Origin of the sequence: Glutamicibacter sp. BW80, from assembly GCF_002332385.1 — a bacterium.
Taxonomy (GTDB): domain Bacteria; phylum Actinomycetota; class Actinomycetes; order Actinomycetales; family Micrococcaceae; genus Glutamicibacter.
In genome coordinates this window covers 133916-157690 of record NZ_NRGV01000015.1, presented here as the reverse complement: position 1 = coordinate 157690, position 23775 = coordinate 133916, and the positions used below count along the sequence as shown (strand labels likewise).

The window sequence follows — 23775 nt, the reverse complement described above, 5'->3', positions numbered from 1 at the left end:
TTTGAACAATGACCGACTCCCCGAAGCGCACCATCTTGTTACTCAACGGACCGAACCTGAACCTGCTAGGAACCCGCGAGCCCGAAATCTACGGCCATGAAACGCTCGCAGATGTCGAGGCGCTGGCGCAGCGCACCGCGGCGGAATACGACCTCGCCGTGGAGGCCTTCCAATCGAACCACGAGGGCGTGCTCATCGATGCGATTCACGAAGCGCGGCTGACCAAAGCCGGCATCATCATGAACCCGGGCGCCTACACGCACACCTCGGTGGCCATCGCCGATGCGCTCAGCGGGGTGTCGCTGCCGGTCATCGAGGTCCACATTTCCAACGTGCACCGGCGTGAGGCCTTCCGCCACCACTCCTACGTCTCCCCCGTGGCCGCCTCGATCATCATCGGCGCCGGGATCAACGGCTACCGGCTCGCGGTCCAGCAGCTGGCGCACCTGATCGGCCGCTAGCCGCCGATGCATTCACCTGTCTTGATCGAGGTGGTGCGGTCCCCGGCCGCGGCGAGGGCGCGTTCGATCTCCTCCAGGCTCAGCGCGAACCCCACCTCGTCATTGCCTCGCGACTTGGCGAAGATCATGCCTACCGCTTCGCCGGAATCGTTGACCATGGGACCGCCGGAGTTGCCTTGGGCCACCTTGGCCGTCAGCTGGTAAACCGAGAGCGAGGCAGGGTTCTCGCCGTAGATATTGGCGATGGACACCGTGGCGCGTGAGGCGACCACCGCGCCGCGCACCTGCAGCGGCCCGCCGGCCGGATAGCCGATGAAGGCAGCTTGCTCGCCGCGGCCCAGATTCTCGTCGGCGAGCTCCAGAGGCTGCGCTTCCATCCCGTCGACGCGCAGCACCGCGATATCGGCTTCCGGATCAAAATAAACTACTTTTCCGCGGTGAAGTTGATCACCCTCGACCTCCACCGTAGCCGCGCTCAAACCTGCCACCACATGGGCGTTGGTCATCACCAATTGGTCGTCGATGACAAAGCCGGAACCGGTGAGGTTCACACCGCACTGAACGGCCGTCCCGGAGATCTTGGCTACCGAACTCACCGAGGCCCGCTGCAGGTCGTTGGCGGACCATTGGCCTTCCTCGACCGGCTCCACCGGCGGGGCGAAGGGATCGAGCAGGGCGGGGATGGTTTCGGCCATGACCGCCGAACGCGCCGAGGAGATGGCCGAGTTCACGAACTCGGGTGTCATCCCGCGGATCGAGGCGATCATTTTCGACTTGTCGATTTCGCTGGAAAGCCGCGGAATACCCATGCTTGACGTGGAAAATGCCAGTGCGCCGATGATTGTGGCGGTGATGAAAACCGAAAGCACGCCACCGGCCAAACCGTCTGCGGCACGCAGGAAATCGAAGTTCATCCAGCGCCTGATTCGGGTGGCAATAACCCTGCCCAGGGCCTGGCCCAAAATGATCAGCACGGCGGCCGTGGCGACCATCAGCGCGACCCGCCACCAAGGGTTTGAGGCGAAGGTCGAAACCAGCGGAATGGCGAAGAACGCGGCAATGCCTCCGGCGATGAGACCGAGCATGTCCCCGACCGTATAGAGGAAGCCGCGGCGGATTCCGGCAATAAAAAATGAAAGTAAAACTACGCAGATGGCGACGTCCAGCCAACTGAATACTCCGAGCACCGAGACCCCGCTTCATTCACAAACTTACTATTAACCCAAGGTACCCTTAGAAGCTGATGGATTTCTGCGAGGATATTCGCGAGTTTTTGTATGACGAGCGTGATTCTCAACATTTCTTGGTTAAACCACGTGTGGAAACTGTCACATTGTTACCGAATACGGCACAATGAAGTGAGCGCTTACTACTGTTGACAGGAGATTTAATGGATATCGAGGTACTGCGCCGCGCGCCGCTTTTCGCGTCGCTTGGTGATGAAGTATTCGCCACGCTAACCGAAGAATTGACCGAGGTCGATCTGTCTCGCGGTGCATCAGTGTTCCGCGAAGGCGATCAGGGTGACCGTCTCTACTTCATCGTCTCGGGCAAGATCAAGCTCGGCCGCACTTCCGCCGACGGACGTGAAAACCTGATTGCCGTGCTCGGCCCAGGTGAACTGTTCGGCGAAATGGCGCTGTTCGATCCACACCCGCGCAACGCAACCGCAACCGCCGTGTCGGAGACCCGACTAGCTGGTCTGAGCCATGAAAACATGCGCAAGGCGATCCTGAACTCCCCGGAGGTCTCGATCCAGCTGCTGCAGGCTTTGGCTGCGCGTCTGCGTCGCACTAATGAATCCCTGGCCGATCTGGTGTTCTCCGATGTTCCTGGCCGTGTGGCCAAGGCGCTATTGGACCTCGCTGACCGTTTCGGTCGCCCAGCCACCGATGGCATCCTGGTCGCTCACGAGCTGACCCAGGAAGAGCTGGCCCAGCTGGTCGGCGCCTCCCGCGAAACCGTGAACAAGGCCCTGGCCGAGTTCGTGCAGCGCGGCTGGCTCCGTCTGGAAGCCCGCGCCGTCGTGATCCTGGACATCCAGCGTCTGCGTCAGCGTTCGCGCTAAGCACCGCTGAGCAACAGGCCGGACACCCCTCGCGGGTTGTCCGGCCTTTGCTTTCCGACCGAAGATCTAGTGGCCGGGTTCCGCCTGCCAAGGACGTGTCGATTCGACCCCGAGCGCGCTCAGCACCTCGAGATAATAGGTGCCGTCACGCACCAACAGGTCCGGATGCTGCACGTCCAAGGTGCGTGCGCGCGAGAGATAGGCGACCGCACCGTGGGCATCGGCCATCCGCTCCAGCATCTGTTCGACCGCTGGACTGGTGATCTGTGACAATCTCAGGCCAACGGTGCTCGGCTGGCCAATGCGGTCTCCCAGCTCGCTGGTGGCACGCTGAGCCATGATCTGCTTGGAGCTGCACCATTGCGCCCACTTGCCCTTAGCACGCAGCAGACGGGGCTCCTGATGCACGGGAACCGTTGCGGTGAAGTACCAGGTGTCGAATCGCCGGAAGGCGAAGTTGGGGCTCAGCCAGTGGCTGACCGGGCGCAACAGGTCGGTGCGCAGGCCCAGCCCGCGCCGGCGAAGAAATTCTTCAAAGGCCAGGTCCTGTCCGGCGATGGCTTCGCGGGCGGACATCCATTCCTCGGGATCGTTCATTTCGACCACCGACTGTTCGTCGGTTCCGGCGAGCAGGATCCCGGTTTCTTCGAAAAGTTCTCGGATGGCGCACACCAGATGCGCGCGAACGAGCTGCTGATCGAGCACGTCCATGCGCTTGGACCACTGCGAAAGGTTCGGGCCGAGCCACTTGTACTCGACGCGGTCTCCCGCTTCGACGCTGCCTCCGGGAAATGCCACGCTGCCCAGGGGGGACTCGCCAGGGCGGTAGCCCAGGAAGGTTTCTACTCCGTGCACCCCGTCTTGAACCAGGCAGACCGAGGAAGCACGGCGGGCGGTGCGCGGGGTCCGCGAACCGAAAGTGAACCAGTTTTCCGCCGCGGGAATTTGATGCGGCGGCAGTTCTACGAGGCGGCGCGCAACTCCGGTGCGCGTGGCGGACGGACTGGACCGTCCCTGACGCACACCGGAATCGCGTTGTGGACTACTCAAATTCGGCGATGACCTCAACCTCGACCGGAGCGTCCAACGGCAGCACCGCTACGCCTACGGCCGAACGTGCGTGCACACCGGCCTCGCCCAGGACATTTCCGAAGAATTCCGAGGCCCCGTTGATGACGCCGGGCTGACCGGTGAATGACGGGTCTGAGGACACGAAGCCAACGACCTTCACGATACGCTTAATGCGATCTAGGTCACCAATTTCTGCCTTGATGGCAGCCAAGGCATTCAGTGCGCAAGTCTGCGCCATGGCCTTGGCATCTTCGGCCGAAACCTCGGCGCCGACCTTGCCGAGAGCTGAGAGTTCTCCCTTAATCAGCGGCAGCTGGCCGGAGGTGTAAACATAGTTGCCGGTGGTGATTGCCGGCAGGTATGCGGCGACCGGCTTTGCCACCTCTGGCAAGGTCAGATCGAGCTCTGCGAGGCGTGCTTCGACACGCGAGGAAGTAGCTTCTTGCATGGGGTTTTACTCCTTCTGAAAGTTAGGCTTTTGGACGCTTCATGTAGGCCACTGGATTGGTGCCGTTCGGGCCGGGAACGATCGCTACGAGCTCCCAGCCATCGTCACCCCACTGGTCCAAAATCTGCTTGGTTGCGTGGATAACGAGCGGCAAAGTGGCGTATTCCCATTTAGTCATACTCGATACGTTAGCGCGTCCTTGTAAACTAGTAGGTATGGCAGCCAAGAAGTCACCCTTTTTTGATACAGCTACCACTTTGGGAAAGATCGTTGCGTTCTTCGGAATCAGTGCCCTGTGTGGCGTGCTGGCCGCGGGCATGCTCGTTCCCGTGGCAGCTATCGCAAAAACCGGTTTGACCACCGGAAATAATATTGTAAGCGCGCTTCCGAGCACATTCGAGAAGCTTCCCATACCCGAGCCCTCAGAAGTTCTGGACTCCGATGGAAAGCTGATTGCGACGTTCTATGAACAGAACCGCGATCCGGTGGACCTCGAGGACATCTCCCCGTACATGCGCAAAGCGATTGTTTCGGTGGAGGACGAGCGTTTCTACGAGCACAGCGGCATTGACCCCAAGGGCATTGCCCGTGCGGTCATCAACAACGCGACCTCCTCCTCGCGTTCCGGTGCGTCAACGCTGACCCAGCAGTACGTGAACAACCTGCTGGTCAATAACCAGATCTTGACCGGGGCCGAAGAGAGCACCGTGTCGGGCAGCAAGGATTACTCGGACAAGATCCGCGAGCTGAAGTACGCCGTGGCCATCGAAAAGGAAATGTCCAAGGACGAAATCCTCGAGGGCTACCTGAACCTCGTGCTGTTCTCGGGTCGCGAGTACGGCGTGCAGGCTGCCGCGCAGCGCTTCTTCTCGGTGGATGCCAAGGATCTGAACCTGCAGCAGTCGGCGATGCTCGCCGGCATGGTGCAACTGCCTAACGTCTACAACCCGCTCAAGAACCCTGAACGCTCCTTGGACCGACGTAACAAGGTGCTGGGCAACATGTACCGCACCGGGGCGATCACTAAAAAAGAGTACGACGAGGCCGTGAAGTCGGACTTGGGCGAGGACCCTAGCAAATCCTCTTCTGGTTGCATGGCTGCTGATGAGAACGCTAACTTCTGCGACTACGTCTCAAAATTGGTTCTCAGCGATTCGAACTTTGGCAAGACGAAGGAAGACCGCGAGAACTTGCTGTTCCGCGGCGGTATGACCATCAAGACCACGCTGAACTCCGCGTTGAATAAGAAGGCCGCCAAGGATGCACGCGAGGCGATCGATCCAAAGGCCAAGTCAAACACGGATGTTTACGCTTCGGTCGTTTCTGTTGAGCCGGGCACCGGAAATATCCTCACCATGGCGCAGAACACCACATACAGCCCAACAGAAGGGTTAGGCAATTCCGTCTGGAACTTCAATGTCGAGCGCTCATTGGGTGGCGCCGGCGGTTTCCAGGGTGGCTCAACCATGAAGCCATACACCACATTGGCTTGGCTGAAGGAGGGGCACAACATGTACGACACAATCAACGCGCGAAAGCCCCTCTACCAAACCAGTGACCGCTGGAAAGCTTCTTGCCTCCCGGGAGGCAGTACGACAGCAGGCGAATGGGAAGTAAACAACGCTTCACGCGGTTTCTACAGGTCGATGAAAGTCGATTACGGCCTGTACTGGTCCATCAACTCGGCCACTGTTCAAGAAGCCAAGAAGCTAGACCTATGCACGATCACTGACTACGTCAATAAGCTCGGCGTTATGGATCAGTCGGGAGACAACGGAAACCCGGCACCAATGTCACCCCAGAATCCTTCATTCATCATCGGATCCAAGAACATCACCCCCTTGTCCCAAGCGGCTGCGTTTGCTGCATTCGCCAACAAGGGAGAATATTGCGAGCCGCGGGCAATCACCTCGGTTGTCGACAAGGACGGCACCAAGTACAAGGTGCCAAAGCGAGACTGCACTCAGGCAGTCGAACCACAGTACGTAGCTGACCTCAACGGCACCTTAAAGAGGATCGCCACGAACCGTGTTTCCAAGGGGAAGGTGGCTGGTCCTATCGCCGGCAAGACTGGCACCAACAACGGCGCGACCTCCACGTGGTTCGTTGGCTACACCACCGGCATTTCAACTGCTACTTGGGTTGGACGCGTCGACGGTCAGAGCGAGCTGGAAGAAAACCAGATGCACGGTGCCATGATCAACGACGTACGCGCTCCGAAGATGGTCGATTCCTCGACCTATGCGGCGCCGCTATGGGTCGATTTCATGGAGGAAGCTGTCCTAGAATACGACCGTAGCTCGTTCGGAGGGGCCCCACGTTCGGCACCTAAGCCGAAGCCAGCTCCGAAGCCGAAGGAAGACGACGAGGACAAAAAGGAAGACTCCGAAAAAGAGGATTCTAAGAAGTCCGACGACGACAAGTCTGAAGCCACCGGCAATGGCAATGGCAATGGCAACGGCAATGGCAACGGAAACGGCCAAAACAAGTCGAAGCCGACTACTCCGGCCAAGCCCGGAGATGATTCGGACGACTAGGTAGTCACCGAAAGGCCGCGTTCAACTTTGGTTGAACGCGGCCTTTCGGTTTAGATTGGCACTATCACCAGACCCGAACGGGTCTGTTCCCTTGAAAGGACAATGACGGACCGGTCATGGTTGAACACACTAATTTCTCTTCGGCATTCGGCCGCGCCACCGGCACCGCAGCGCTGCTTGCCGGCGGCGCCGTCGCAGCAGGCGCGGCGGTGCTTGGCTACGGACTATACGAAACCCAGAAATTCGGGCTCCGTCGCGAAACCGTCAAGGTCCTTCCCCGCGGAGCGGGCGATATCCGCGTGCTCCACCTCTCGGACATCCACATGATCCCCGGGCAAGCACTCAAGCGACACTGGCTGCACCGGCTCGCCGAGGAGCGCCCCGACTACGTGATCAACACCGGTGACAACCTCAGCCACCGCGATGGCGTTCCGGCGCTGATCGACGCGCTGACGCCTCTGATGCAATTCCCCGGAGCCTTCGTGCCCGGCTCGAATTGCTACTACGCGCCGCGCCTGAAGAACCCGTTGCGCTACCTCAGCGCGGGCTCCGGCACCCCGAACCCTTCGAGCCGTGACAAGTTGCCCTTCGAAGAGATGCACCGGGCCTTCGGGTCCGCCGGGTGGGTCAACATGACCAACCGGGCCTACTCCACCGTACTCAACGGAATCCGGCTTGATCTGACCGGCGTCGATGATCCGCATCTGGAACGCGACCAATTCGCTGGATGGCCGCAAGGCTCGGTCACCGGATACCAGGCTCCGCACGTACGCATCGCGCTAACCCATGCCCCCTACCAACGAGTGCTGGATCAACTCACCGAGGCCGGGGCGGATATCATCTTCGCCGGCCACACCCACGGCGGACAGGTATGCATTCCGGGATACGGCGCCCTGGTGTCGAACTGCGATTTGCCGACGTGGCGAGCTCGCGGGCTGACCGAATGGGAATATGCCGGGCGCACCGTCCCGCTGAATGTTTCCGCCGGCCTGGGCCATTCTCGCTTCGCACCATTTCGCATTGCCTGCCCGCCCGAGGCAGTACTGCTCACGCTCACCGCAAGGGACTAATCATTCACTCCTTCAGGCCCCGCACTTGGTTCAAGTGCGGGGCCTGAAGCCGTCTCTGAGCCAGCAACAAATAATCTATCCACTAGTGATTATTTGATTGAATTTTCCCAACTACTGACGGTAGGCTGTAGTCCGGTCGATATTGTTATTGGTGATGGTGGGGAACTCGCATGGCGCGACAACAAAACTCAGAAGCAGCTGAAGCGGTGTCGTTGACAACCACCTTAAAACGGCTGGGGCCGTTTGTCCGCCCGATTCTTCCGCGGCTCATCGGCGGCTTCCTCTGCGCCTTGGGCGCAGGCATTGTCGCCCTCGTCATTCCGCAGGTCCTCGCCTGGCTGGTGAACAACGTCCTGGACAGCGATGGGACGAACAACGCAATCTGGATCGCCATGGCGATTGTGGGTGCCTTGGGTTTCCTGGAAGCGTTATTCATCTACCTGCGCCGCCAATTCGTGCTCAACCCGGCGGCGGGGTTGGAAGCGCAGATGCGCATCCGCTTCTACAAACATCTGCAGCGCCTGCCCGTGGCGTTCCACGAGCGCTGGGGCTCGGGCCAACTGCTCTCCCGCTCGATGTCGGATCTGTCGCTGCTGCGCCGCTGGCTCGCCTTCGGCGCCATGATGCTCGTGGTGGACACGGTCACCGTGATCACCGGCCTGGCGCTGATGTTCTACCACTCGTGGATCCTCGGATTGCTCTACCTGCTAGGCGCCATCCCCATCTCGATCAAGGCCTACCACTTCCGCAACAACTACCGGGCCGCGAGCCGGCTGAGCCAAGACCAAGCCGGTGACCTCGCGACCGCCGTCGAAGAATCTGTCCATGGCATTCGCGTCATCAAGGCCTTCGGCCGCGGCCCCCATGTGTATGCCGGATTCAACGAGCAGGCCAAGTCGCTGCAGCAGACGGAAATCAGCAAGGCCAAAACCCTGGCCAGCTTCCTGATGGCCGTCGTGGCAATCCCCGAAACGATCTTGGGGCTGGGCGTGCTGATCGGCATCTCGCTGGTTGCCGGCGGGCAGCTGAGCATCGGCTCGCTCGTGGCCTACTTCGCCATCGCAGCGGTGATCGCAGGGCCGGTGGAAGGCATGGGGATGCTGCTGGGCATGACGCTGAGCACCAAAACCGCGCTGGACCGCCACTTCGAAGTGATGGACGCTTCCAACGACATCGTCTCCCCCGACCAGCCGAAGTCCCCCGCCGAACGCACCGGCGAAGTGCAGCTCAAGCACGTTCGATTTGCCTACCCCGATGCCTCCGGGCGCGGGCGCCCCATCCTTGCCGATATCGAGCTGACGATCCGCGCCGGGGAAACCATGGCGCTGGTCGGAATCACCGGCTCGGGCAAATCGACGCTGCTGAACCTGATCCCGCGCTTGCATGAGGTAAGCGCCGGGCAGGTACTGGTGCACGGGCAAGACGTGCGCGAATGGGATCTGGAAGAGCTGCGCAAAGAAATAGCCGTAGCTTTCGAAGACACCACCCTCTTCTCGAATTCGGTCCGCGAGAACGTGCTGCTCGGCGCCCCGGCGGATTACAGCCCCGCGCAGCGCGAAGAGCTCTTGGCGCAGTCCCTTGACGTGGCGCAGGCGCACTTCGCCTATCAGCTGCCGCAGGGGGTCGATACGCTCATCGGCGAAGAAGGCCTGTCCTTGTCCGGAGGCCAGCGCCAGCGTCTGGCCCTGGCCCGCGCCATCGCCGCCCGGCCCCGGATCCTGGTACTGGACGATCCGCTCTCCGCCTTGGACGTGCGCACGGAGGAAGCGGTCACCACGAAGCTGCGCGAGGTGCTGGGCGGCACTACCACCTTGGTGGTGGCTCACCGGCCTTCCACCGTGATGCTCGCCGACCGGGTGGCGTTGCTGCGCGATGGTCGCATCGACGCGATCGGCAGCCACACGCACCTGCTGAGCACGAACGAACATTACCGATATGTGATCGCCAGCCTGGATGACGAAGCACCGATGAGCGAAGAGGTCGCGCGATGAGCCAACCACTAGGTGTCACCGAAGAGGACAATATCAACCTTTCCGGCGCCCAACGCAAACGAGTGCGCCGCCGCTCATTCAGGCTCCTGGCAACGCTCGCCATGCCGCAGAAGAAACTCTTCATTCTCACCGTGGTGCTGGTGCTGGTTTCCAATGCGGCCCGCGTCATCTTGCCAATCCTCATTGCCTTGGCCATCGACTGGACGCTGCCGCAGGTCCGCGAGGGCAACTGGGGCGCGCTGGGAGTTTCCGGCGGCGCCTACATTGTTTGCGCCATATTGGCCGGAGTCCTGCTGGCCTGGTACATCAATTGCGCCGCCCGCATTTCCCAGGCCATGCTCTTGGATCTGCGTCAGCAGGTCTTCCGCCACACTCAGCGGTTGAGCCTCGAATTCCACGAGAACTACACCTCGGGCCGGATCATCTCGCGGCAGACCTCGGACTTGGAAACCCTGCGTGAACTGCTGGACCAGGGAGTATCCGAACTCGCCTCCTCCTGCGTCTTCGTGATTTTCACGCTGGCCACCATCTTCATCCTGGATTGGCGCAGCGCTCTGGTGCTGTGCATTGCGGCCATCCCGGTGGCGATCCTCTTCTTCTGGTACCAGAGCCGGTCCGAGGTGCTCTACCGTGAGTCCCGGGTGGTTTCCGCGAAGGTGATCTCCATGTTCGTCGAAACGATGACCGGCATTCGCGCGGTCAAGGCGTTCCGCCGGGAAGCGGCAAATGACGAAAACTATGGCGAGGTCGCCGAAAAGTATCGGGTCAACTCGGTGCGCTCCTTTAACCTATTCGGCATCCTCCAGCCGGGTCTGGTGCTCATTGGAAACCTCACCGTCGCGGTATTGCTGGCCTACGGAGGCTTCCGCATTCTGGAGGGGACGCTGGCCGTTGGCGTGATGGTGGCGCTGCTGCTTGCGGCTAAACGCGTCTTCCAGCCGGTCGAACAGATCGCCATGTTCTACTCCTCCTTGCAGTCGGCCACGGCAGCCCTCGAAAAGGTCTCCGGGCTCTTGGAAGAGGAACCTAGCGTCAGGGAACCGCTGGCACCGCGCAGTATCGAGCAGGTCAAGGGAGAGATCGTCTTCAGCGACGCGGTCTTCGGCTACGGGCACGGGCCGATCATCATGGACCGCTTCGATCTGAAGCTTGAAGCCGGGCAAACGGTGGCGGTGGTCGGGCAGACCGGTGCCGGCAAATCCACGCTCGCAAAACTCATTTCCCGTTTCTACGATCTGCGCTCGGGCAGCCTGGAAATCGATTCGGTCCCGATCAATGAGCTCTCGAATCAGGAACTGCGCCGGCATGTGGTGATGGTCACCCAGGAAGCGTTCCTGTTCTCCGGGACGGTTGCCGAGAACATTGCGCTCGGCAAGCCCACCGCGACGCTCGCGGAGATCCAGGATGCGGCTAGGGCGGTGGGCGCCGATGAATTTATCCGCGAACTTCCCGAAGGCTATGAGACCGACATGAATAAGCGTGGCGGTCGCGTCTCCGCCGGGCAACGCCAGCTCATCTCCTTCGCTCGCGCCTTCTTGGCCGACCCGGCCGTGCTGATCCTGGATGAGGCCACCAGCTCGCTGGACATTCCTTCGGAGCGCGCGGTGCAACGCGGCCTGCAGCAGCTGCTGGGGAACCGTACGGCGTTGATCATCGCCCACCGGTTGTCCACGGTGCAGATCGCCGACCGGGTGCTGGTGGTGCACGATGGGAGAATCATCGAGGACGGCTCCCCGCAACAGCTGATCGCGGACGAGGGACGTTTCGCTTCGCTGCACAAGGCGTGGAAGGACTCGCTGGTCTAACCGGCCGCAAGCACATGGCAAACGAATTGGGCGACTTCCTTCCGGCCCCGAACCAGGGGGCGGACACGGAAGTCTACGAGATTGAAAATAGCGCGCTGGATCGAACCGGGGTGCTCTTTGCGCGCTTGTGCTCCCTGGCGCCCTGGGCGGGCAAGGTCCTGCTGGATTTGGGATGCGGCAGCGGCTATTGGCTCCCCAAATATCTCACCGAACATGGCACGGTCCTCGGGGTGGAACCGGATCTGCGCCTGCTGGACGCCGCACGGGCGCGTAGTTCGCGGGTTCAGGTGCTGCACGGGTCTGCCGAACATCTTCCGCTAGCGGACTCCAGCGTCGCGGTGGTGCACGCGCGCTTCGCCTATTTCTTCCCTTCCGCGAACTACGACTGCACCGCCGGGCTCCGCGAGGTCCTGCGTGTCCTGCGCCCCGGCGGGTCGCTGCTGGTGATCGACAACGACCACCAGCACGGAGAATTCGCTTCACTTTTGCGGCAGAGCCCTTGGGCGTCGGATCAGGGCGAGGATGACTACATCCGGCGGTGGTGGGCCGCGCAGGGAGCCCAACGCCATGAGGTGATGAGCAGTTGGAGCTTCGACTCTACGGAGGATCTCGCCAAGGTACTCCACCTTGAATTTCCGGCGGATCTGGCTCGCGACTGGATCGCGCGGCACCCGTTGGCGACCGAGTTGAGCTACGGCTACGTGCTGTATCACGTACGCAAGGGCGCAGCCGAGCTGGGCGGCTAGTTCTCTGCTTCGCGAAAAGGCCGGGGTGAAGGAATTCCTCCTTCACCCCGGCCTTTCGTTTTTGCCCTTAGGCGGAGAATTTCTCCCCGGTCAAACGCTCATAGGCGTCGATGTACCGGGCGCGCGTCTTCTCCACAATCTCTGCGGGCAACGCCGGTGGCTCTGCCCCGGAGTTCTTGTCCCAACCGGATGCCGCTGAGGTCAGCCAGTCGCGCACGAACTGCTTGTCAAAACTCGCCTGGGCCTTGCCCGGTGCGTAGGACTGGGCATCCCAGAAGCGCGAGGAGTCGGGGGTGAGCACCTCGTCGCCGAGCGTGATCTCGCCGTTGCTCGGATCGGCGCCGAATTCGACCTTGGTATCGGCAAGGATGATTCCGCGTTCACGGGCGATCTGCTCGGCGCGTTCGTAGAGGGCGACGGTCTTCTCGCGCAGCGCCTCGGAGACCTGCGCGCCGACGCGTTCCACCGTCTGCGCAAAGGAGATGTTCTCGTCATGCTCGCCGACCTCGGCCTTGGCCGAAGGGGTGAATAGCGCCGGCTGCAGGCGTGAACCGTCAACCAGGCCCGCGGGCAACGGCAGCTCGCACACGGTCGAGGAGACCTTGTATTCGGCCAATCCGGAGCCGGTCAGATAACCGCGGGCGATGCACTCGATGGGGTACATCTCAAGCTTCTTGCACACCATCGCCCGGCCGGCTACCGCCTCGGGCACCTCGGTGGAGATCACATGGTTGGCGAATTCGCTCAGCTGCCCGAACCACCACAGGCTCAGCTGGGTCAGCACCTTGCCCTTGTCCGGAATCTCGCTGGTCAGCACGAAGTCATAGGCGCTGATCCGGTCCGAAGCGACCACCAGCACCCGGTCGGAGTCCGCGAAACCCACCCCGGCGGGCAGGTACAGGTCGCGCACCTTGCCCGAATAGAAGTGGTCCCAGCCTTCGAGGGAAAGCGTTTCGGTCTGGAATCCTGCCATTACTTGCTCTCCCCGTTCACTACGATTTCTCCGCGTTCGGCCTTCAAGGCGATATCGCTGCGCGACTGGGCACCGCTCCAACTGATCTTGGAGACACCCGCGTAGGCGTTCGCCCGGGCGGCGGCCAGGTCATCGCCCAGCGCGACGACCGCCAAGACGCGGCCACCGGCCACGGTGATGTTGCCTTCGGCGTCGGTGCTGGTGCCGGCATGCATCACATGCACCTCGCCGACCTGGTTGGCTTCTTCCAGCCCTTCGATCACCGCGCCCTTGACCGGGGCATCGGGGTAATTCTCGGCGGCGATGACCACGTCCACGGCGGTCTTCGAGGACCAGCGCAGCTGCTCGGCATCGTCGAGCTTGCCGTTCGCCGCGGCGAGCAGAATCGCGCCCAGCGGGGTCTTCAGCCGAGCCAGGACCGCTTGGGTCTCCGGGTCGCCGAAGCGGGCGTTGAATTCGATGACGCGGATGCCGCGCTTGGTGATGGCCAGGCCGCAGTACAGCACGCCGGTGAACGGGGTGCCGCGCTTTTCCATTTCGCGCAATGTCGGGTAGGCGACGCGGTCCATCACCTCGTCGACGAAGCCTTCCGGAAGCCATTGAAGCGGCGAGTAGGCGCCCATGCCACCGGTGTTGGGGCCTTCGTCATTGTCGAAGATCCGTTTGAAGTCCTGGGCCGGAGACAGCGGCACGGCATGCTTGCCATCGCAGATGACGAACAGCGAAACTTCCGGGCCGTCAAGGAATTCTTCGATCACCACGGTGCCGCCGGCGGCAAAGCAAAGCTCTGCGTGGGCCAGCGCTTCGGCACGGTCCGCGGTCACCACAACCCCCTTGCCGGCGGCCAGGCCGTCGTCTTTGACCACATAGGGTGCGCCAAAGTCATCCAGCGCCGCTGCGGCTTCCGCCGCGGTCGTTGCCACGTGCGCCATGGCGGTGGGCACCTGCGCGGCGGCCATGACGTCCTTGGCGAATGCCTTGGAGGCTTCCAGCTGTGCCGCGGCGCGGGTTGGGCCGAAGACCGGAATCCCGGCTTCGATGAGCGCGTCGGCAACGCCGGCGGCCAATGGCGCCTCGGGGCCGACGATCACCAGCTCGCTGGCAAGTTCACGCGCCAGCCCCAGCACCGCCTGCGGGTCCTGGGCGTTGATCTCGTGGGTGGTGACGTCCTGTGCGATGCCGGCGTTGCCGGGAGCGCAATGAACCTCATTGACGTAGGGGTCTGCACTAAGTGCACGGACAATTGCATGCTCACGGCCGCCTGGGCCAATAACCAGTACCTTCACTGCACCGAGTTTACCGGAGAACCACACACGATTAGTGGTCTGTGACCGGGGGATGAAAAGTTGCCGCAGATCACCGCGCCAGCCCCTGGGGGCTTGCCTTCCTTGGGAAAGCCCTCCGTGCGGGCCTGCGCCTAGACTTGGCCTCATGGGTTCGGCGATAGACATCACACAGTGCAGCGAGCTGCTGCGGATCACCCGCAATTCGGTGATCGAATCGCGGCATTATGGCGCAGCGGTAGTTCTGGATCCGGCCGGGCAGGTTCTGGAGGCCATCGGCGATCCCGAAGCCCTGATCTTTCCCCGCTCCGCGCTGAAGCCTTTTCAGGCGATCGGTTCGTTGCGCGCCGGGGCGGCGTTGGAATCCGCGCAACTGGCGCTCGCCTGCGCCAGCCATCTGGGAACCGAACAGCATCAGCTGCTCGCGCGCAGCGTGCTCGACTCGGTGAAGCTGGGCGAAGAGCATCTGCAATGCCCGGCCTCCTGGCCCGGCGATTCGGCAACACGCTCCGAGATGGCCGCGCGTGGCCAGAGCCAGAACAAGCTTGCCTTCAACTGTTCGGGCAAACACGCCGCTTTTCTCGCGGCGGCGGCGGCCAGCGGCGAACCGCTCGGCAGCTATCTGTCACCCGAGCATCCGGTGCAGCTTTCGGCCTTCCGGGCGATGGAAGAATTCTGCGGGCCGATCACTTTCCTGGGCGTCGATGGCTGCGGAGCTCCGGCACCGCAGATGTCGCTGCGGTCCCTGGCGGAGGGATTTCGAAAGCTGGCGGTATCCACCGACCCGGCCGCGCGGTCGGTGGCCAGCGCCATGCGCGAACACCCGTGGGCGGTACGCGGCGCGGGCAGCCCCAATACGCTGGTCATCGAGTCCACCGGAATCATCGCCAAGCTCGGTGCCGAAGGAGTGCTGGGGATGTGCGCCCCCAACGGGGTGAGCGTGGCGGTGAAAATCCTTGATGGCGCTTCGCGCGGAATCGATGTGCTGGCGCTGGGGCTATTGGCCAGCCATGGCGCGCTCAGCGCGCAGAAGCTGGAAGAATTATCAAGCCGGCTGGGCGCCACAGCGCACACCGCCGGGGCGCGCACTGCCGGGCTTTGCTACCTCGGCCGGGACTTCGCGGCCCGCTAGCCCCTCCGAGCACGAAATCCAGGGGCGGAATATGACATTTTTTCGTCATCCAAGGAAGGGAATTTAACGCCATGGCGATCAAGCGAAGAATCGATGAGCTCTCCGGTCGCGCCGCGCTGCGCGAATGGGCTGAAAACGCGGAAACCCAAGGGAAAACAGCCCGCCCAACGCTGGCCATGGCGGTACGTTTCGCCTTGGAGGAACTCGCTTCGCGGGCCGAGGGGAACTCGGTTGAGGTGCGGGTTCCGCCCTTTGGTGTGACCCAATGCATTGAAGGGCCCCGCCACACCCGTGGTACGCCGCCTAATGTGGTCGAAATGCCCGCCGAATTATGGCTTTCACTGGTCACCGGGCGCACCGACTGGGCTTCGGCCACGCAAACGGGCCAACTGCACGCCTCCGGACTAAGGGCAGACTTGTCGGCACACCTGCCGCTAATTGAGTACCCTTAAAACTATGGAGCAACACCCCGCTACCCCGTCATCCGCAGACCAGCCGATCCAAGTGCAGGTTCATTCGGCACCGCGCTTCTGGCCAATCGTCCTCTCCGGCGCCGTACTCGGCGCCCTGGTAGGCGTAATCATTGGCTTGATTGGCGAACCGTCCATGGATTACACCGTCGGATCGGCCGTCGGATTCTTCGCCATGTTCTGCGCGGGACTTGGCACCGGGCTGGGCGCGCTCGCATATGTAATTATCGATCGCGTCACTTCGCGCAAGACCACCCAAAAACTGGCGGTGCCCCTGGCCGGGGACACCGGCAGCGAGCTACAAGGCTAGGCGCCCTCCCCTTCCCAGGAAGGCAAGCGGTGGCCGCGCACCTGGTCGCCGTTCACCACATAAACGGTCGGTGTCGACCAATAGATACATGAGAGAATAATTGACATGGCGCGTGGCGATGGATTCCTGAATCATGACTTGCTTCCCAACGAAAAAGGGCCGCAGGACGAATGCGGCGTTTTTGGTGTCTGGGCACCTGGCGAAGAAGTTGCAAAACTAACCTATTACGGGCTGTACGCTTTGCAGCACCGCGGACAGGAGTCCGCGGGCATCGCAACCAGCGACGGCGCGCGAATCAACGTATACAAGGATATGGGCCTGGTCTCCCAGGTCTTCGACGAAAACACGTTGAACTCGATGACCGGCCACCTGGCCGTGGGCCACTGCCGCTATTCGACGACCGGCGCCAGCCACTGGGCCAATGCGCAGCCGACCTTGGGCCCGACCCAGACCGGCACCGTAGCCCTGGCGCATAACGGCAACCTCACCAACTCGGCGCAGCTGGCCGAAATGGTCGAGGCCAAGCAGGTCTCCGAGGGCGGCAAGCTGCGCGGTGAAATCGCCCAGGGCAATACCACCGATACCGCGCTGGTCACCGCCCTGCTTGCGGGCAAGGAGAGCCAGAGCCTCGAAGAGACCGCGCTCGAGCTGCTGCCCAAGATCGAGGGTGCCTTCTGCTTCGTGTTCATGGATGAGAACACCATGTACGCGGCCCGCGACCCGCACGGGGTGCGCCCCCTGGTGCTGGGACGGCTGAACCGCGGCTGGGTGGTTGCCTCCGAGCAGCCGGCCCTGGCCACCGTGGGCGCTTCCTTCATCCGCGAGATCGAACCGGGCGAGCTGATCGCCATCGACGAGACCGGCATCCGCTCCACCCGCTTCGCCGAAGCCACCCCGAAGGGCTGCGTCTTCGAGTACGTCTACCTGGCCCGCCCGGATGCGACCATCGCCGGCCGTTCGGTCTACGAAGCCCGCGTGGAGATGGGCCGCCAGCTGGCCCGCGAAAACAGCGCCGACGCCGACATCGTCATCCCGGTCCCGGAATCCGGCACCCCGGCGGCCATCGGCTACGCCGAGGAGTCCGGCATTCCGTTCACCCACGGCTTCGTGAAGAACGCCTATGTGGGCCGCACCTTCATCCAGCCCTCGCAGACCCTGCGCCAGCTGGGCATCAAGCTGAAGCTCAATGCGCTGGAGACCGTGCTGCGCGGCAAGCGCGTGGTGGTCGTGGACGACTCGATCGTGCGCGGCAACACCCAGCGTGCGGTAGTGCGCATGCTGCGCGAGGCCGGAGCCGCCGAGGTGCACGTGAAGATCTCCTCGCCACCGGTGAAGTGGCCTTGCTTCTACGGCATCGACTTCGCCACCCGCGCGGAGCTGATCGCCAACGGCGCGGCCGTGGACGAAATCGGCAAGTCCATCGGCGCCGACTCGCTGGCGTACATCTCCGAGGACGGCATGATCGGCGCCACCATGCAGCCGCGGGAGAAGCTGTGCACCGCCTGCTTCACCGGCGACTACCCGATCCCGCTGCCCGGTGATGAGCGCCATGGCAAGAACCTGCTGGAGCAGGCAAATCAGAGCGGTTGCGAACCCGGCCCGGATGCCGAGCTCGAAGCAACTCTCTAGTCACCAATCCATCACCCACCTCGTTGCAAGCGGCACCGGCTATCCGGTGTTCACGACAGAAAAGGATCCATCTGCCATGAGCGGCACGCAAGAGCAGCCAACCTCCATCACCTACGCCGGAGCTGGCGTCGACGTCGAGGCCGGTGACCGTGCCGTCGAGCTGATGAAGGGCGCGATCAAGGCCACCCACACCAATGGCGTGGTCGGCGGAGTCGGCGGATTCGCCGGCCTGTTCGACGTTTCCTTCCTCACCGGGTACAAGAAGCCCTACCTGGCCACCTCCACCGACGGGGTGGGCACCAAGGTTGCGATCGCGCAGAAGCTGGACATCCACGACACCATCGGCCAGGACCTGGTGGGCATGGTGGTCGATGACATCGTGGTGGTCGGCGCCAAGCCGCTGTTCATGACCGACTACATCGCCACCGGCAAGGTCGTCCCCGAGCGCATCGCGGATATCGTGCGCGGCATCGCCGAAGGCTGCAAGCTGGCCGGCACCGCCCTGGTGGGCGGCGAAACCGCCGAGCACCCGGGCCTGCTGGCCGAGGACGAGTACGATGTGGCCGGTGCCGCCACCGGCGTCATCGAAGCCGATCAGCTGCTCGGCCCGGAGCGCGTGCAGGCCGGCGACGTCATCATCGGCATGGCTTCCTCGGGCATCCACTCCAACGGCTATTCGCTGGTGCGCCGCGTGATCGCCCACGCGCAGTGGGAGCTGGAGCGCGAGGTCGCCGAATTCGGCCGCACCCTGGGCGAAGAGCTGCTGGTTCCGACCCGCATCTACACCACCGCCTGCCTGGACCTGATCGGCGAGCTGAACGACGGGGAGAACTTCGGCGTGCACGGCTTCAGCCACGTCACCGGCGGCGGCCTGGCGGCCAACCTGGCCCGCGTGCTGCCCAAGGGCCTGATGGCCCGCGTGGACCGCTCCACCTGGTCCCTGCCCGCGGTCTTCTCCACCATTGCGGCGCTGGGCAATGTGCCGCAGCCCGACCTCGAGCGCACCCTGAACCTGGGCGTGGGCATGGTTGCGGTGGTCGAGCAGAACGTCGCCGACCGCGCGGTGGCACTGCTGAACAAGGCCGGCATGGGCGCCTGGATCATGGGTTCGGTCGAAAACCTCGAGCCTTCCGCTAGCTCCGCCGGCCTGGACTTCGTCCAGGGCGCCAAGGGCGTGGACGGCGGCGCGGTGCTGCTGACCGGCAACTACGCCAAGTAACTTTCGAAGCATCCCGCAAAAGGGGGCGATGCGGCACCAGCACGGTGCCGTTTCGCCCCCTTTTTTTCTGCCCGCTTATCCACAGCTTGCCCGCCGCCGGCCCGCACCCGGCATTCGTGGGGCAAGCTGGGGCACATGAGTACGCATGCAGCCACCGTCCAGGCGCTGGATCAGCTGGCGAAAGCCGTCGGCCAGGTCGCGCAGGCCACGCGCGCGCTGGCCGGGATCGACCTCGCTCCGGGCCACGCCGCGTACTTCGCCTGGCTGACCGAGCGCTGCGCGGCCGAGCTCGCCCGCAGCCAGATTCATGCGGCCGACGCGCTGCGCTCCAGCGGTGCGCATCAACTGGACGAGCAGTCCCTGCAGGCTGTTGCCGAGGCCGGCCCGGCCCCCACCCTCCAAACCCTTGAGCAGCTTTCCGGCCAGCGGGCCAGCGGGCGCGCGCACTTCACCGACTGCACCTCGATGTACACCTCATGGCTCCAGGTACCGGTCTCCGCGGCCAACTATCGGCTCGCCCAGGCGGACGCGCTGATCGCGCGGGTCACCGAGGATGGGGTGCGCCATGGTCCGGGCTATCCGCTGCTGTCCGCCGAATTCACCGGCCGGGAAACCGATCCCCGCCTCGTGGCCCAAGCCGCCAGCAAACTCCGCGGCGTGCAAAAAGACCTCTCCTCCGCCGCGCAACGCGACAAACTCGAAGCGCAGGCGGCCACCTTGCTTCGCCAGGAGCCGGCTACCGCCCTGACGCATCTGGGCACGCTGGTCCAAGAACAGGTCAGCACGCAGCGCCCGCCCCAGGCACTCGTCGCCGAAGCCGGGATCTTCCGCAAGGGCATGCGCAACGGACTGGTGATCTATCAGCTCAAGGTGCTGCCCCATGAGGCGGAACTCATCGAATCCCTCCGCACGCAGATCGACAATCCGGCGACCATCGCCGGCAACCGGCAAGAACTCGCACAGTTGACCGCGCGGAGCTACGCGCAGGCAGGCGGCGGCCCGTCATCCAATTCCACTCCCGAGCCCGGAGCGGTGTCCGCGCCATCCCCAGCAACCACGTCGTGGAACGATCCGGAAACGATGCCCCGCTGGGCACAAGAAGGTACCCCCGCAGCGCAAGGGGTCCCGGCGGAGAATTCCGGCGACCAGTCCGCTGCCCAAACAGGCCCGGGAAACTCGGAACCCGAGGCGCCGGTTCCCGCGGATCATGCCGCGGTGACCGCAGACCTGCCCGGTGATTCCTTCTACCCGCAGACCTTCGAAGACCTCACCCCGGCGATGCGGCATCTGACGGCGCTGCTCAGCGCGCTTCGATCCACCGGCGCCACGGGAAAGAAAACCACCGGTATCGTCACCCCGCAGGTCATCGTGCACCTGGACTTCGCGAAAATGATCGCGGGCGACAAGAGCTACGCGATCACCGAGAACGGCATTCCGCTCTCCGATACCGAGGCACGCACGCAGATGTGCAATGCGGGGATCCTCCCGGTCGTCTTTAATGGCAATGGACAGATTCTCGATGTCGGTCGGGCCGAACGGCTTTTCCCGCCTCATATGAAACGAGCCCTGATTGCCCGCGACCGTGGCTGCCTCTATCCGGGATGCACCATGCCCGCGGGGCGCTGCGAAGCCGACCACCTCCTGCCGTGGGAGGAAGGCGGCGAGACGAGTGTTGAAAACGGGGCGATATTCTGCCCCCGGCACCACCATGCGCGCCATGCCGGGCTCTTCCGAGTCATCATCCGCAAAGACCGGCCTCCGGCCGTGCTCTTGCCCCGGTCGCTGGACCCGCCGCAAATTCCCCGCCGGAATACCTACTGGCTCTCGCCCGCGGAGGTTCTCGAGTCCCACGCCGGCTAGCCTTCAGCCTGCGAGAATACGCTCCCTTCGACATGGGGTGCGGCATACGCGAACAGCACCCGGAGCCCGGATTGGCACGGTTTGGCGCTAGGCTGGGACTGCTGGGCGCCGGCGCCGGATCGCTGCGGCGCAGGATGCTCGTGCCGTTCGCTGCCCGGGCCGAGTCCGGCTCCAGCGCACCGGTTGAAGCTGGACTGAATTTTGTCCCGTTTCGGCCCCTGGCGTCTATCCAGGACGCTTAGCTCGCCGTTAGCATGATCGCCGGGGTGAGCTTGGCCTTCGAGATCGTCCAGTACGTTCTCGCCCCGGGGAGTTCCGCTGCCACCGATATCTTTGTCGATATCATCGGGGGCCTGTTCCGATACCTCCTCATCGCTCCTCTGCAAAGCAGCGCGCGGCCCCGTATCTGGCGGACGATCTAGGGGATCTGCACTATTTTCACCGTGCTCTTCATCCTGCCGCCTGTGCGTTGTGCTCCACTGGGCGCGGAACCAAGATTAGCGGCGACGAGTACGGAGCATCCCCAGCCGCGCATTTTGCCTTCTGCAGCTAATCGAGCTGCCGCATCGCATGAGACAGCGGCACCCGCCAACGCCACGTGGCTTTCTCCTCGCCGCGCACATGACCATTGGTTACCAAAGCGACCGGCAACCCGCGTTTGACGAAGTTCAACAGAATCTTGTACCCGCTCATCACCGCCAGCGATGAGCCGAGCACCAACAACCCGGTAGAAGCCTCTTCGAGCTGCGCCATCTGTTGTTTGCGCTCCACGGGCACGCTTTCGCCGAAGTACACCACGTCGGGCTTCAATGCCAAGGAGCCGCAGTTTTCACAATTAGCCATGGTGAACCGGTCGACCCAATACTGCGGCAGTTCCACATCCCCATCCGGGTTGACGGCGCTGGGGTCGATTTCAACGGATTCAATGTAACCGACATTGAGATCCTGCAGGCGGATGTCAAAGTGTTGGCGGTCCTCGCTCTGGCCGCAGTCCAGGCATCGCACAATCGAAAGGTCGCCATGCACCGGGATCACCGTTTTTGATCCGGCCCGATGGTGCAGCCCGTCAACGTTTTGCGTAATGATTCCGCTGATCCGGCCGGTATCTTCCCAGTCCACCAGCCGGCGGTGAATTCCATTCGGTTCGGCTTGGAACATGTGACGCCAGCCCACGAACCCGCGCGCCCAATAGCGGTGGCGTGCCTCAGGACGGTATTTGAATTCCTGATAGGTCATCGGACGGTGCCGTTGAAGCGAGCCGTTCGGTCCCCGGTAGTCGGGGATCCCGGAATCGGTGGAAACTCCCGCCCCTGTCACCACCAGCACATTGCCTCGGTCGAGCATTGCCTGCACGCCGGCTCTGGCGTCTTCTTCCGAGGAAGGATCCGCTTGCGGCTCCACGATGCGTTGCATGGACCGGATGGCCGAGTGATGGGCCATTTGGATGGAAAGCTCTTCGGGGGTGCTCACGTTCTGACCTTTCGGAGCATTCGGGGACGACAAAGGCCGCAACGACCTTGAAGCTAATTTAGCTTAGTCGTTGCGGCATGTCGCAAAAATGTACTGAAGAGCTGCACAACTTCATATGAAGGCAGGCACCCGAGCCAAGGACTCTCGGTTGAGTAGCTGAGGATTAGTCAGCGTCGTCGTCTCCGGAGTACTTCTTAGTCAGCTCGTCGTAATCAGACTCTTCGTCGTCATGCGATGAATTATCAGGCTCCAGATTCTGGGCATGATAATCGGACCGGACACCAAGCTCACGCTCTAGTGCCGTAAGGTCAGTCGAGGGCGAGTAGTACTTAATATCTCGCGCTTGACGCTGTGCTTTAGCCTTTTGACGGCCGCGCCCCATGGCGTGACCCCCTCTTTTCAGTAGAGTCGGGAGGTGGTCCACCTAATAGGTGAAGGCCCCCGAATATGTGATCAGTTCTTTCGTAATTAAAGGTTAACACGATTCGACGGCGAGCGTTGAACGCAACACGTGTCAGACCCGTTAGACTGTCGATTAGTCCAACGACTATTTAGTGAGCTTGCTCCCTTTCAAACCAAGGCGAACCTTCAAGGAGCACTACAGGTGGTGGAAAAAGATCTACCCGAGCCGCAAGCGGCCTTACCGCCGTTGCAGCCCGAACCGGAGAAGCCCAAACGGCAAATCGGCCAGTGGGTTTTACTTGTCATTGCCGTTTTAGCCCTAAGCGCTGCGGTGGTATTCGTTGTACTTCGCTTTATTACGCCAGCTACGCCAGAGGCGAACAATGTGGAGCGGAATCCGAGCCCGGGCCTGGATGGAATTATCGCCGCGTCCATTCCACCGGAACAACTCATCCTCGGCGACTGCCTCCGCGGCTTCGAGTCTCCGCTGGCATTGCAGACCGTAGTGACCTGTGATTCTGCACATAACGCTCAGCTCATCGGGTCCTTCGAGCTAGCCGGCGAAGAATACCCGGGCTCCAACGAGTTGCTGACCGAGTCCGAATCGCTGTGCAAGTCGGTTTCCTTGGACCCCAGCGCCGGCCTCGATTCAACTTGGACGTATCACTTCTCCCGCCCGTCGGAAAGCACCTGGACACAGGGAGACCGACAGGTCTCCTGCTTCCTGAGCCTCTCCGAAGGCAACGTGCGCAACTCGCTGCTCCCAGTGAACGAAGAAAGCTAGGCCCCGCAGATTTTCAATAGCCGTGGCCGGTGGATTCCACCGGCCA

General features: G+C 62.6%; 22 protein-coding genes. 14 read left to right on the top strand and 8 right to left on the bottom strand.

Translation table 11 applies throughout. The features are described 5' to 3' along the window. Positions 1-8 precede the first annotated feature (8 nt). Positions 9-461 (top strand): type II 3-dehydroquinate dehydratase, encoded by a 453-nt coding sequence (gene aroQ / locus CIK76_RS03150; protein ID WP_096283352.1) that lies wholly within the window; start codon positions 9-11, stop codon positions 459-461. Here the strand turns inward: aroQ and CIK76_RS03145 are convergent. Then, positions 458-1648, bottom strand: coding sequence for a MarP family serine protease (locus CIK76_RS03145; protein WP_096283350.1), 1191 nt, complete (start codon positions 1646-1648; stop codon positions 458-460). The two genes, aroQ and CIK76_RS03145, sit on opposite strands and share 4 nt — an antisense overlap. 203 nt (positions 1649-1851) lie before the next feature. Here CIK76_RS03145 and CIK76_RS03140 point away from each other — a divergent pair, with 203 nt between their 5' ends. After that, positions 1852-2529: a Crp/Fnr family transcriptional regulator gene (locus tag CIK76_RS03140; protein ID WP_096257040.1), complete on the top strand. Its 678-nt coding sequence runs from the start codon at positions 1852-1854 to the stop codon at positions 2527-2529. 66 nt (positions 2530-2595) lie between these two features. Here CIK76_RS03140 and CIK76_RS03135 read toward each other — a convergent pair whose 3' ends face one another. Genes CIK76_RS03135 through CIK76_RS19275 form a run of 3 tightly spaced genes read right to left on the bottom strand, consistent with a single transcriptional unit; the run spans position 2596 to position 4226 of the window. Next, positions 2596-3579 (bottom strand): NUDIX hydrolase, encoded by a 984-nt coding sequence (locus tag CIK76_RS03135; RefSeq protein ID WP_255248326.1) that lies wholly within the window; start codon positions 3577-3579, stop codon positions 2596-2598. Then, a complete protein-coding gene (locus CIK76_RS03130; RefSeq protein ID WP_096283346.1) occupies positions 3572-4048 on the bottom strand; it encodes a RidA family protein in 477 nt (158 codons plus the stop codon). Before CIK76_RS03130 ends, CIK76_RS03135 begins: the two co-directional genes overlap by 8 nt. Positions 4049-4070: 22 nt before the next feature. Continuing rightward, positions 4071-4226, bottom strand: a complete 156-nt coding sequence (locus CIK76_RS19275) for a hypothetical protein (protein ID WP_096283344.1) — start codon at positions 4224-4226, stop codon at positions 4071-4073. A gap of 37 nt (positions 4227-4263) precedes the next feature. Here CIK76_RS19275 and CIK76_RS03120 point away from each other — a divergent pair, with 37 nt between their 5' ends. The 5 genes from CIK76_RS03120 to CIK76_RS03100 all read left to right on the top strand — a co-directional run bounded on the left by CIK76_RS03120 (position 4264) and on the right by CIK76_RS03100 (position 12197). Then, entirely contained in the window at positions 4264-6585 is a 2322-nt protein-coding gene (locus tag CIK76_RS03120; RefSeq protein ID WP_096283342.1) for a transglycosylase domain-containing protein, read from the top strand. Between the two features lie 116 nt (positions 6586-6701). Next, positions 6702-7655, top strand: coding sequence for a metallophosphoesterase (locus tag CIK76_RS03115; protein WP_096283340.1), 954 nt, complete (start codon positions 6702-6704; stop codon positions 7653-7655). Between the two features lie 170 nt (positions 7656-7825). Beyond that, positions 7826-9646 (top strand): ABC transporter ATP-binding protein, encoded by a 1821-nt coding sequence (locus tag CIK76_RS03110; RefSeq protein WP_096283338.1) that lies wholly within the window; start codon positions 7826-7828, stop codon positions 9644-9646. Then, on the top strand, positions 9643-11451 hold the full coding sequence (locus tag CIK76_RS03105; protein ID WP_096283336.1) for an ABC transporter ATP-binding protein: 1809 nt from the start codon (positions 9643-9645) through the stop codon (positions 11449-11451). The genes CIK76_RS03110 and CIK76_RS03105 overlap by 4 nt, the downstream gene beginning before the upstream one ends. A gap of 14 nt (positions 11452-11465) precedes the next feature. Beyond that, complete coding sequence (locus CIK76_RS03100) at positions 11466-12197, top strand: class I SAM-dependent methyltransferase (protein WP_096283334.1); 732 nt, start codon at positions 11466-11468, stop codon at positions 12195-12197. A 67-nt stretch (positions 12198-12264) separates the two neighbouring features. Here CIK76_RS03100 and CIK76_RS03095 read toward each other — a convergent pair whose 3' ends face one another. Together CIK76_RS03095 and purD are read right to left on the bottom strand one after the other, a co-directional pair. Then, entirely contained in the window at positions 12265-13170 is a 906-nt protein-coding gene (locus CIK76_RS03095) for a phosphoribosylaminoimidazolesuccinocarboxamide synthase (protein ID WP_096283332.1), read from the bottom strand. Next, on the bottom strand, positions 13170-14456 hold the full coding sequence (purD, locus tag CIK76_RS03090) for a phosphoribosylamine--glycine ligase (protein WP_096283330.1): 1287 nt from the start codon (positions 14454-14456) through the stop codon (positions 13170-13172). Before purD ends, CIK76_RS03095 begins: the two co-directional genes overlap by 1 nt. 145 nt (positions 14457-14601) lie before the next feature. Between purD and CIK76_RS03085 the strand changes: the two genes are divergently transcribed. The 6 genes from CIK76_RS03085 (at position 14602) to CIK76_RS03060 (ending at position 21073) form a co-directional block, all read left to right on the top strand. Further along, positions 14602-15585 carry an asparaginase gene (locus CIK76_RS03085; protein ID WP_176484066.1) on the top strand — a complete coding sequence of 328 codons (984 nt, stop codon included), beginning with the start codon at positions 14602-14604 and terminating at the stop codon, positions 15583-15585. A gap of 71 nt (positions 15586-15656) precedes the next feature. Next, positions 15657-16037, top strand: a complete 381-nt coding sequence (locus CIK76_RS03080; RefSeq protein ID WP_096283326.1) for a sterol carrier family protein — start codon at positions 15657-15659, stop codon at positions 16035-16037. A 4-nt stretch (positions 16038-16041) separates the two neighbouring features. After that, positions 16042-16365: a hypothetical protein gene (locus tag CIK76_RS03075; protein WP_096283325.1), complete on the top strand. Its 324-nt coding sequence runs from the start codon at positions 16042-16044 to the stop codon at positions 16363-16365. Positions 16366-16470: 105 nt separating this feature from the next. Then, positions 16471-17994, top strand: a complete 1524-nt coding sequence (gene purF / locus CIK76_RS03070; RefSeq protein ID WP_096283324.1) for an amidophosphoribosyltransferase — start codon at positions 16471-16473, stop codon at positions 17992-17994. Positions 17995-18070: 76 nt separating this feature from the next. Continuing rightward, the gene (purM, locus tag CIK76_RS03065) at positions 18071-19213 is read left to right on the top strand and encodes a phosphoribosylformylglycinamidine cyclo-ligase (protein WP_096283323.1); all 1143 of its coding nucleotides are present in this window, start codon (positions 18071-18073) and stop codon (positions 19211-19213) included. A 135-nt stretch (positions 19214-19348) separates the two neighbouring features. After that, a complete protein-coding gene (locus CIK76_RS03060) occupies positions 19349-21073 on the top strand; it encodes a DUF222 domain-containing protein (RefSeq protein ID WP_096283322.1) in 1725 nt (574 codons plus the stop codon). A gap of 549 nt (positions 21074-21622) precedes the next feature. On the opposite strand, the gene CIK76_RS03050 is transcribed toward CIK76_RS03060, so the two are convergent. Then, the gene (locus CIK76_RS03050) at positions 21623-22513 is read right to left on the bottom strand and encodes a Sir2 family NAD-dependent protein deacetylase (protein ID WP_096283548.1); all 891 of its coding nucleotides are present in this window, start codon (positions 22511-22513) and stop codon (positions 21623-21625) included. A gap of 193 nt (positions 22514-22706) precedes the next feature. Further along, positions 22707-22925 (bottom strand): DUF3073 domain-containing protein, encoded by a 219-nt coding sequence (locus CIK76_RS03045; protein WP_096283320.1) that lies wholly within the window; start codon positions 22923-22925, stop codon positions 22707-22709. Between the two features lie 225 nt (positions 22926-23150). On the opposite strand from CIK76_RS03045, the gene CIK76_RS03040 reads away from it, so the two are divergent. Continuing rightward, positions 23151-23729, top strand: a complete 579-nt coding sequence (locus CIK76_RS03040; RefSeq protein ID WP_176484065.1) for a septum formation family protein — start codon at positions 23151-23153, stop codon at positions 23727-23729. Positions 23730-23775 lie beyond the last annotated feature (46 nt).

Excerpts from the sequence above, each read along its gene's own strand:
- CIK76_RS03095 (WP_096283332.1), bottom strand. The coding sequence starts at position 13,170 with ATGGCAGGATTCCAGACCGAAACGCTTTCCCTCGAAGGCTGGGACCAC.
- CIK76_RS03075 (WP_096283325.1), top strand. The coding sequence starts at position 16,042 with ATGGAGCAACACCCCGCTACCCCGTCATCCGCAGACCAGCCGATCCAA.
- CIK76_RS03080 (WP_096283326.1), top strand. The coding sequence starts at position 15,657 with ATGGCGATCAAGCGAAGAATCGATGAGCTCTCCGGTCGCGCCGCGCTG.
- CIK76_RS03140 (WP_096257040.1), top strand. The coding sequence starts at position 1,852 with ATGGATATCGAGGTACTGCGCCGCGCGCCGCTTTTCGCGTCGCTTGGT.
- purF (WP_096283324.1), top strand. The coding sequence starts at position 16,471 with ATGGCGCGTGGCGATGGATTCCTGAATCATGACTTGCTTCCCAACGAA.
- CIK76_RS19275 (WP_096283344.1), bottom strand. The coding sequence starts at position 4,226 with ATGACTAAATGGGAATACGCCACTTTGCCGCTCGTTATCCACGCAACC.
- purM (WP_096283323.1), top strand. The coding sequence starts at position 18,071 with ATGAGCGGCACGCAAGAGCAGCCAACCTCCATCACCTACGCCGGAGCT.
- CIK76_RS03115 (WP_096283340.1), top strand. The coding sequence starts at position 6,702 with ATGGTTGAACACACTAATTTCTCTTCGGCATTCGGCCGCGCCACCGGC.
- CIK76_RS03100 (WP_096283334.1), top strand. The coding sequence starts at position 11,466 with ATGGCAAACGAATTGGGCGACTTCCTTCCGGCCCCGAACCAGGGGGCG.
- aroQ (WP_096283352.1), top strand. The coding sequence starts at position 9 with ATGACCGACTCCCCGAAGCGCACCATCTTGTTACTCAACGGACCGAAC.
- CIK76_RS03060 (WP_096283322.1), top strand. The coding sequence starts at position 19,349 with ATGAGTACGCATGCAGCCACCGTCCAGGCGCTGGATCAGCTGGCGAAA.
- CIK76_RS03085 (WP_176484066.1), top strand. The coding sequence starts at position 14,602 with ATGGGTTCGGCGATAGACATCACACAGTGCAGCGAGCTGCTGCGGATC.
- CIK76_RS03045 (WP_096283320.1), bottom strand. The coding sequence starts at position 22,925 with ATGGGGCGCGGCCGTCAAAAGGCTAAAGCACAGCGTCAAGCGCGAGAT.
- CIK76_RS03110 (WP_096283338.1), top strand. The coding sequence starts at position 7,826 with ATGGCGCGACAACAAAACTCAGAAGCAGCTGAAGCGGTGTCGTTGACA.
- CIK76_RS03105 (WP_096283336.1), top strand. The coding sequence starts at position 9,643 with ATGAGCCAACCACTAGGTGTCACCGAAGAGGACAATATCAACCTTTCC.
- CIK76_RS03130 (WP_096283346.1), bottom strand. The coding sequence starts at position 4,048 with ATGCAAGAAGCTACTTCCTCGCGTGTCGAAGCACGCCTCGCAGAGCTC.
- CIK76_RS03050 (WP_096283548.1), bottom strand. The coding sequence starts at position 22,513 with ATGGCCCATCACTCGGCCATCCGGTCCATGCAACGCATCGTGGAGCCG.
- CIK76_RS03120 (WP_096283342.1), top strand. The coding sequence starts at position 4,264 with ATGGCAGCCAAGAAGTCACCCTTTTTTGATACAGCTACCACTTTGGGA.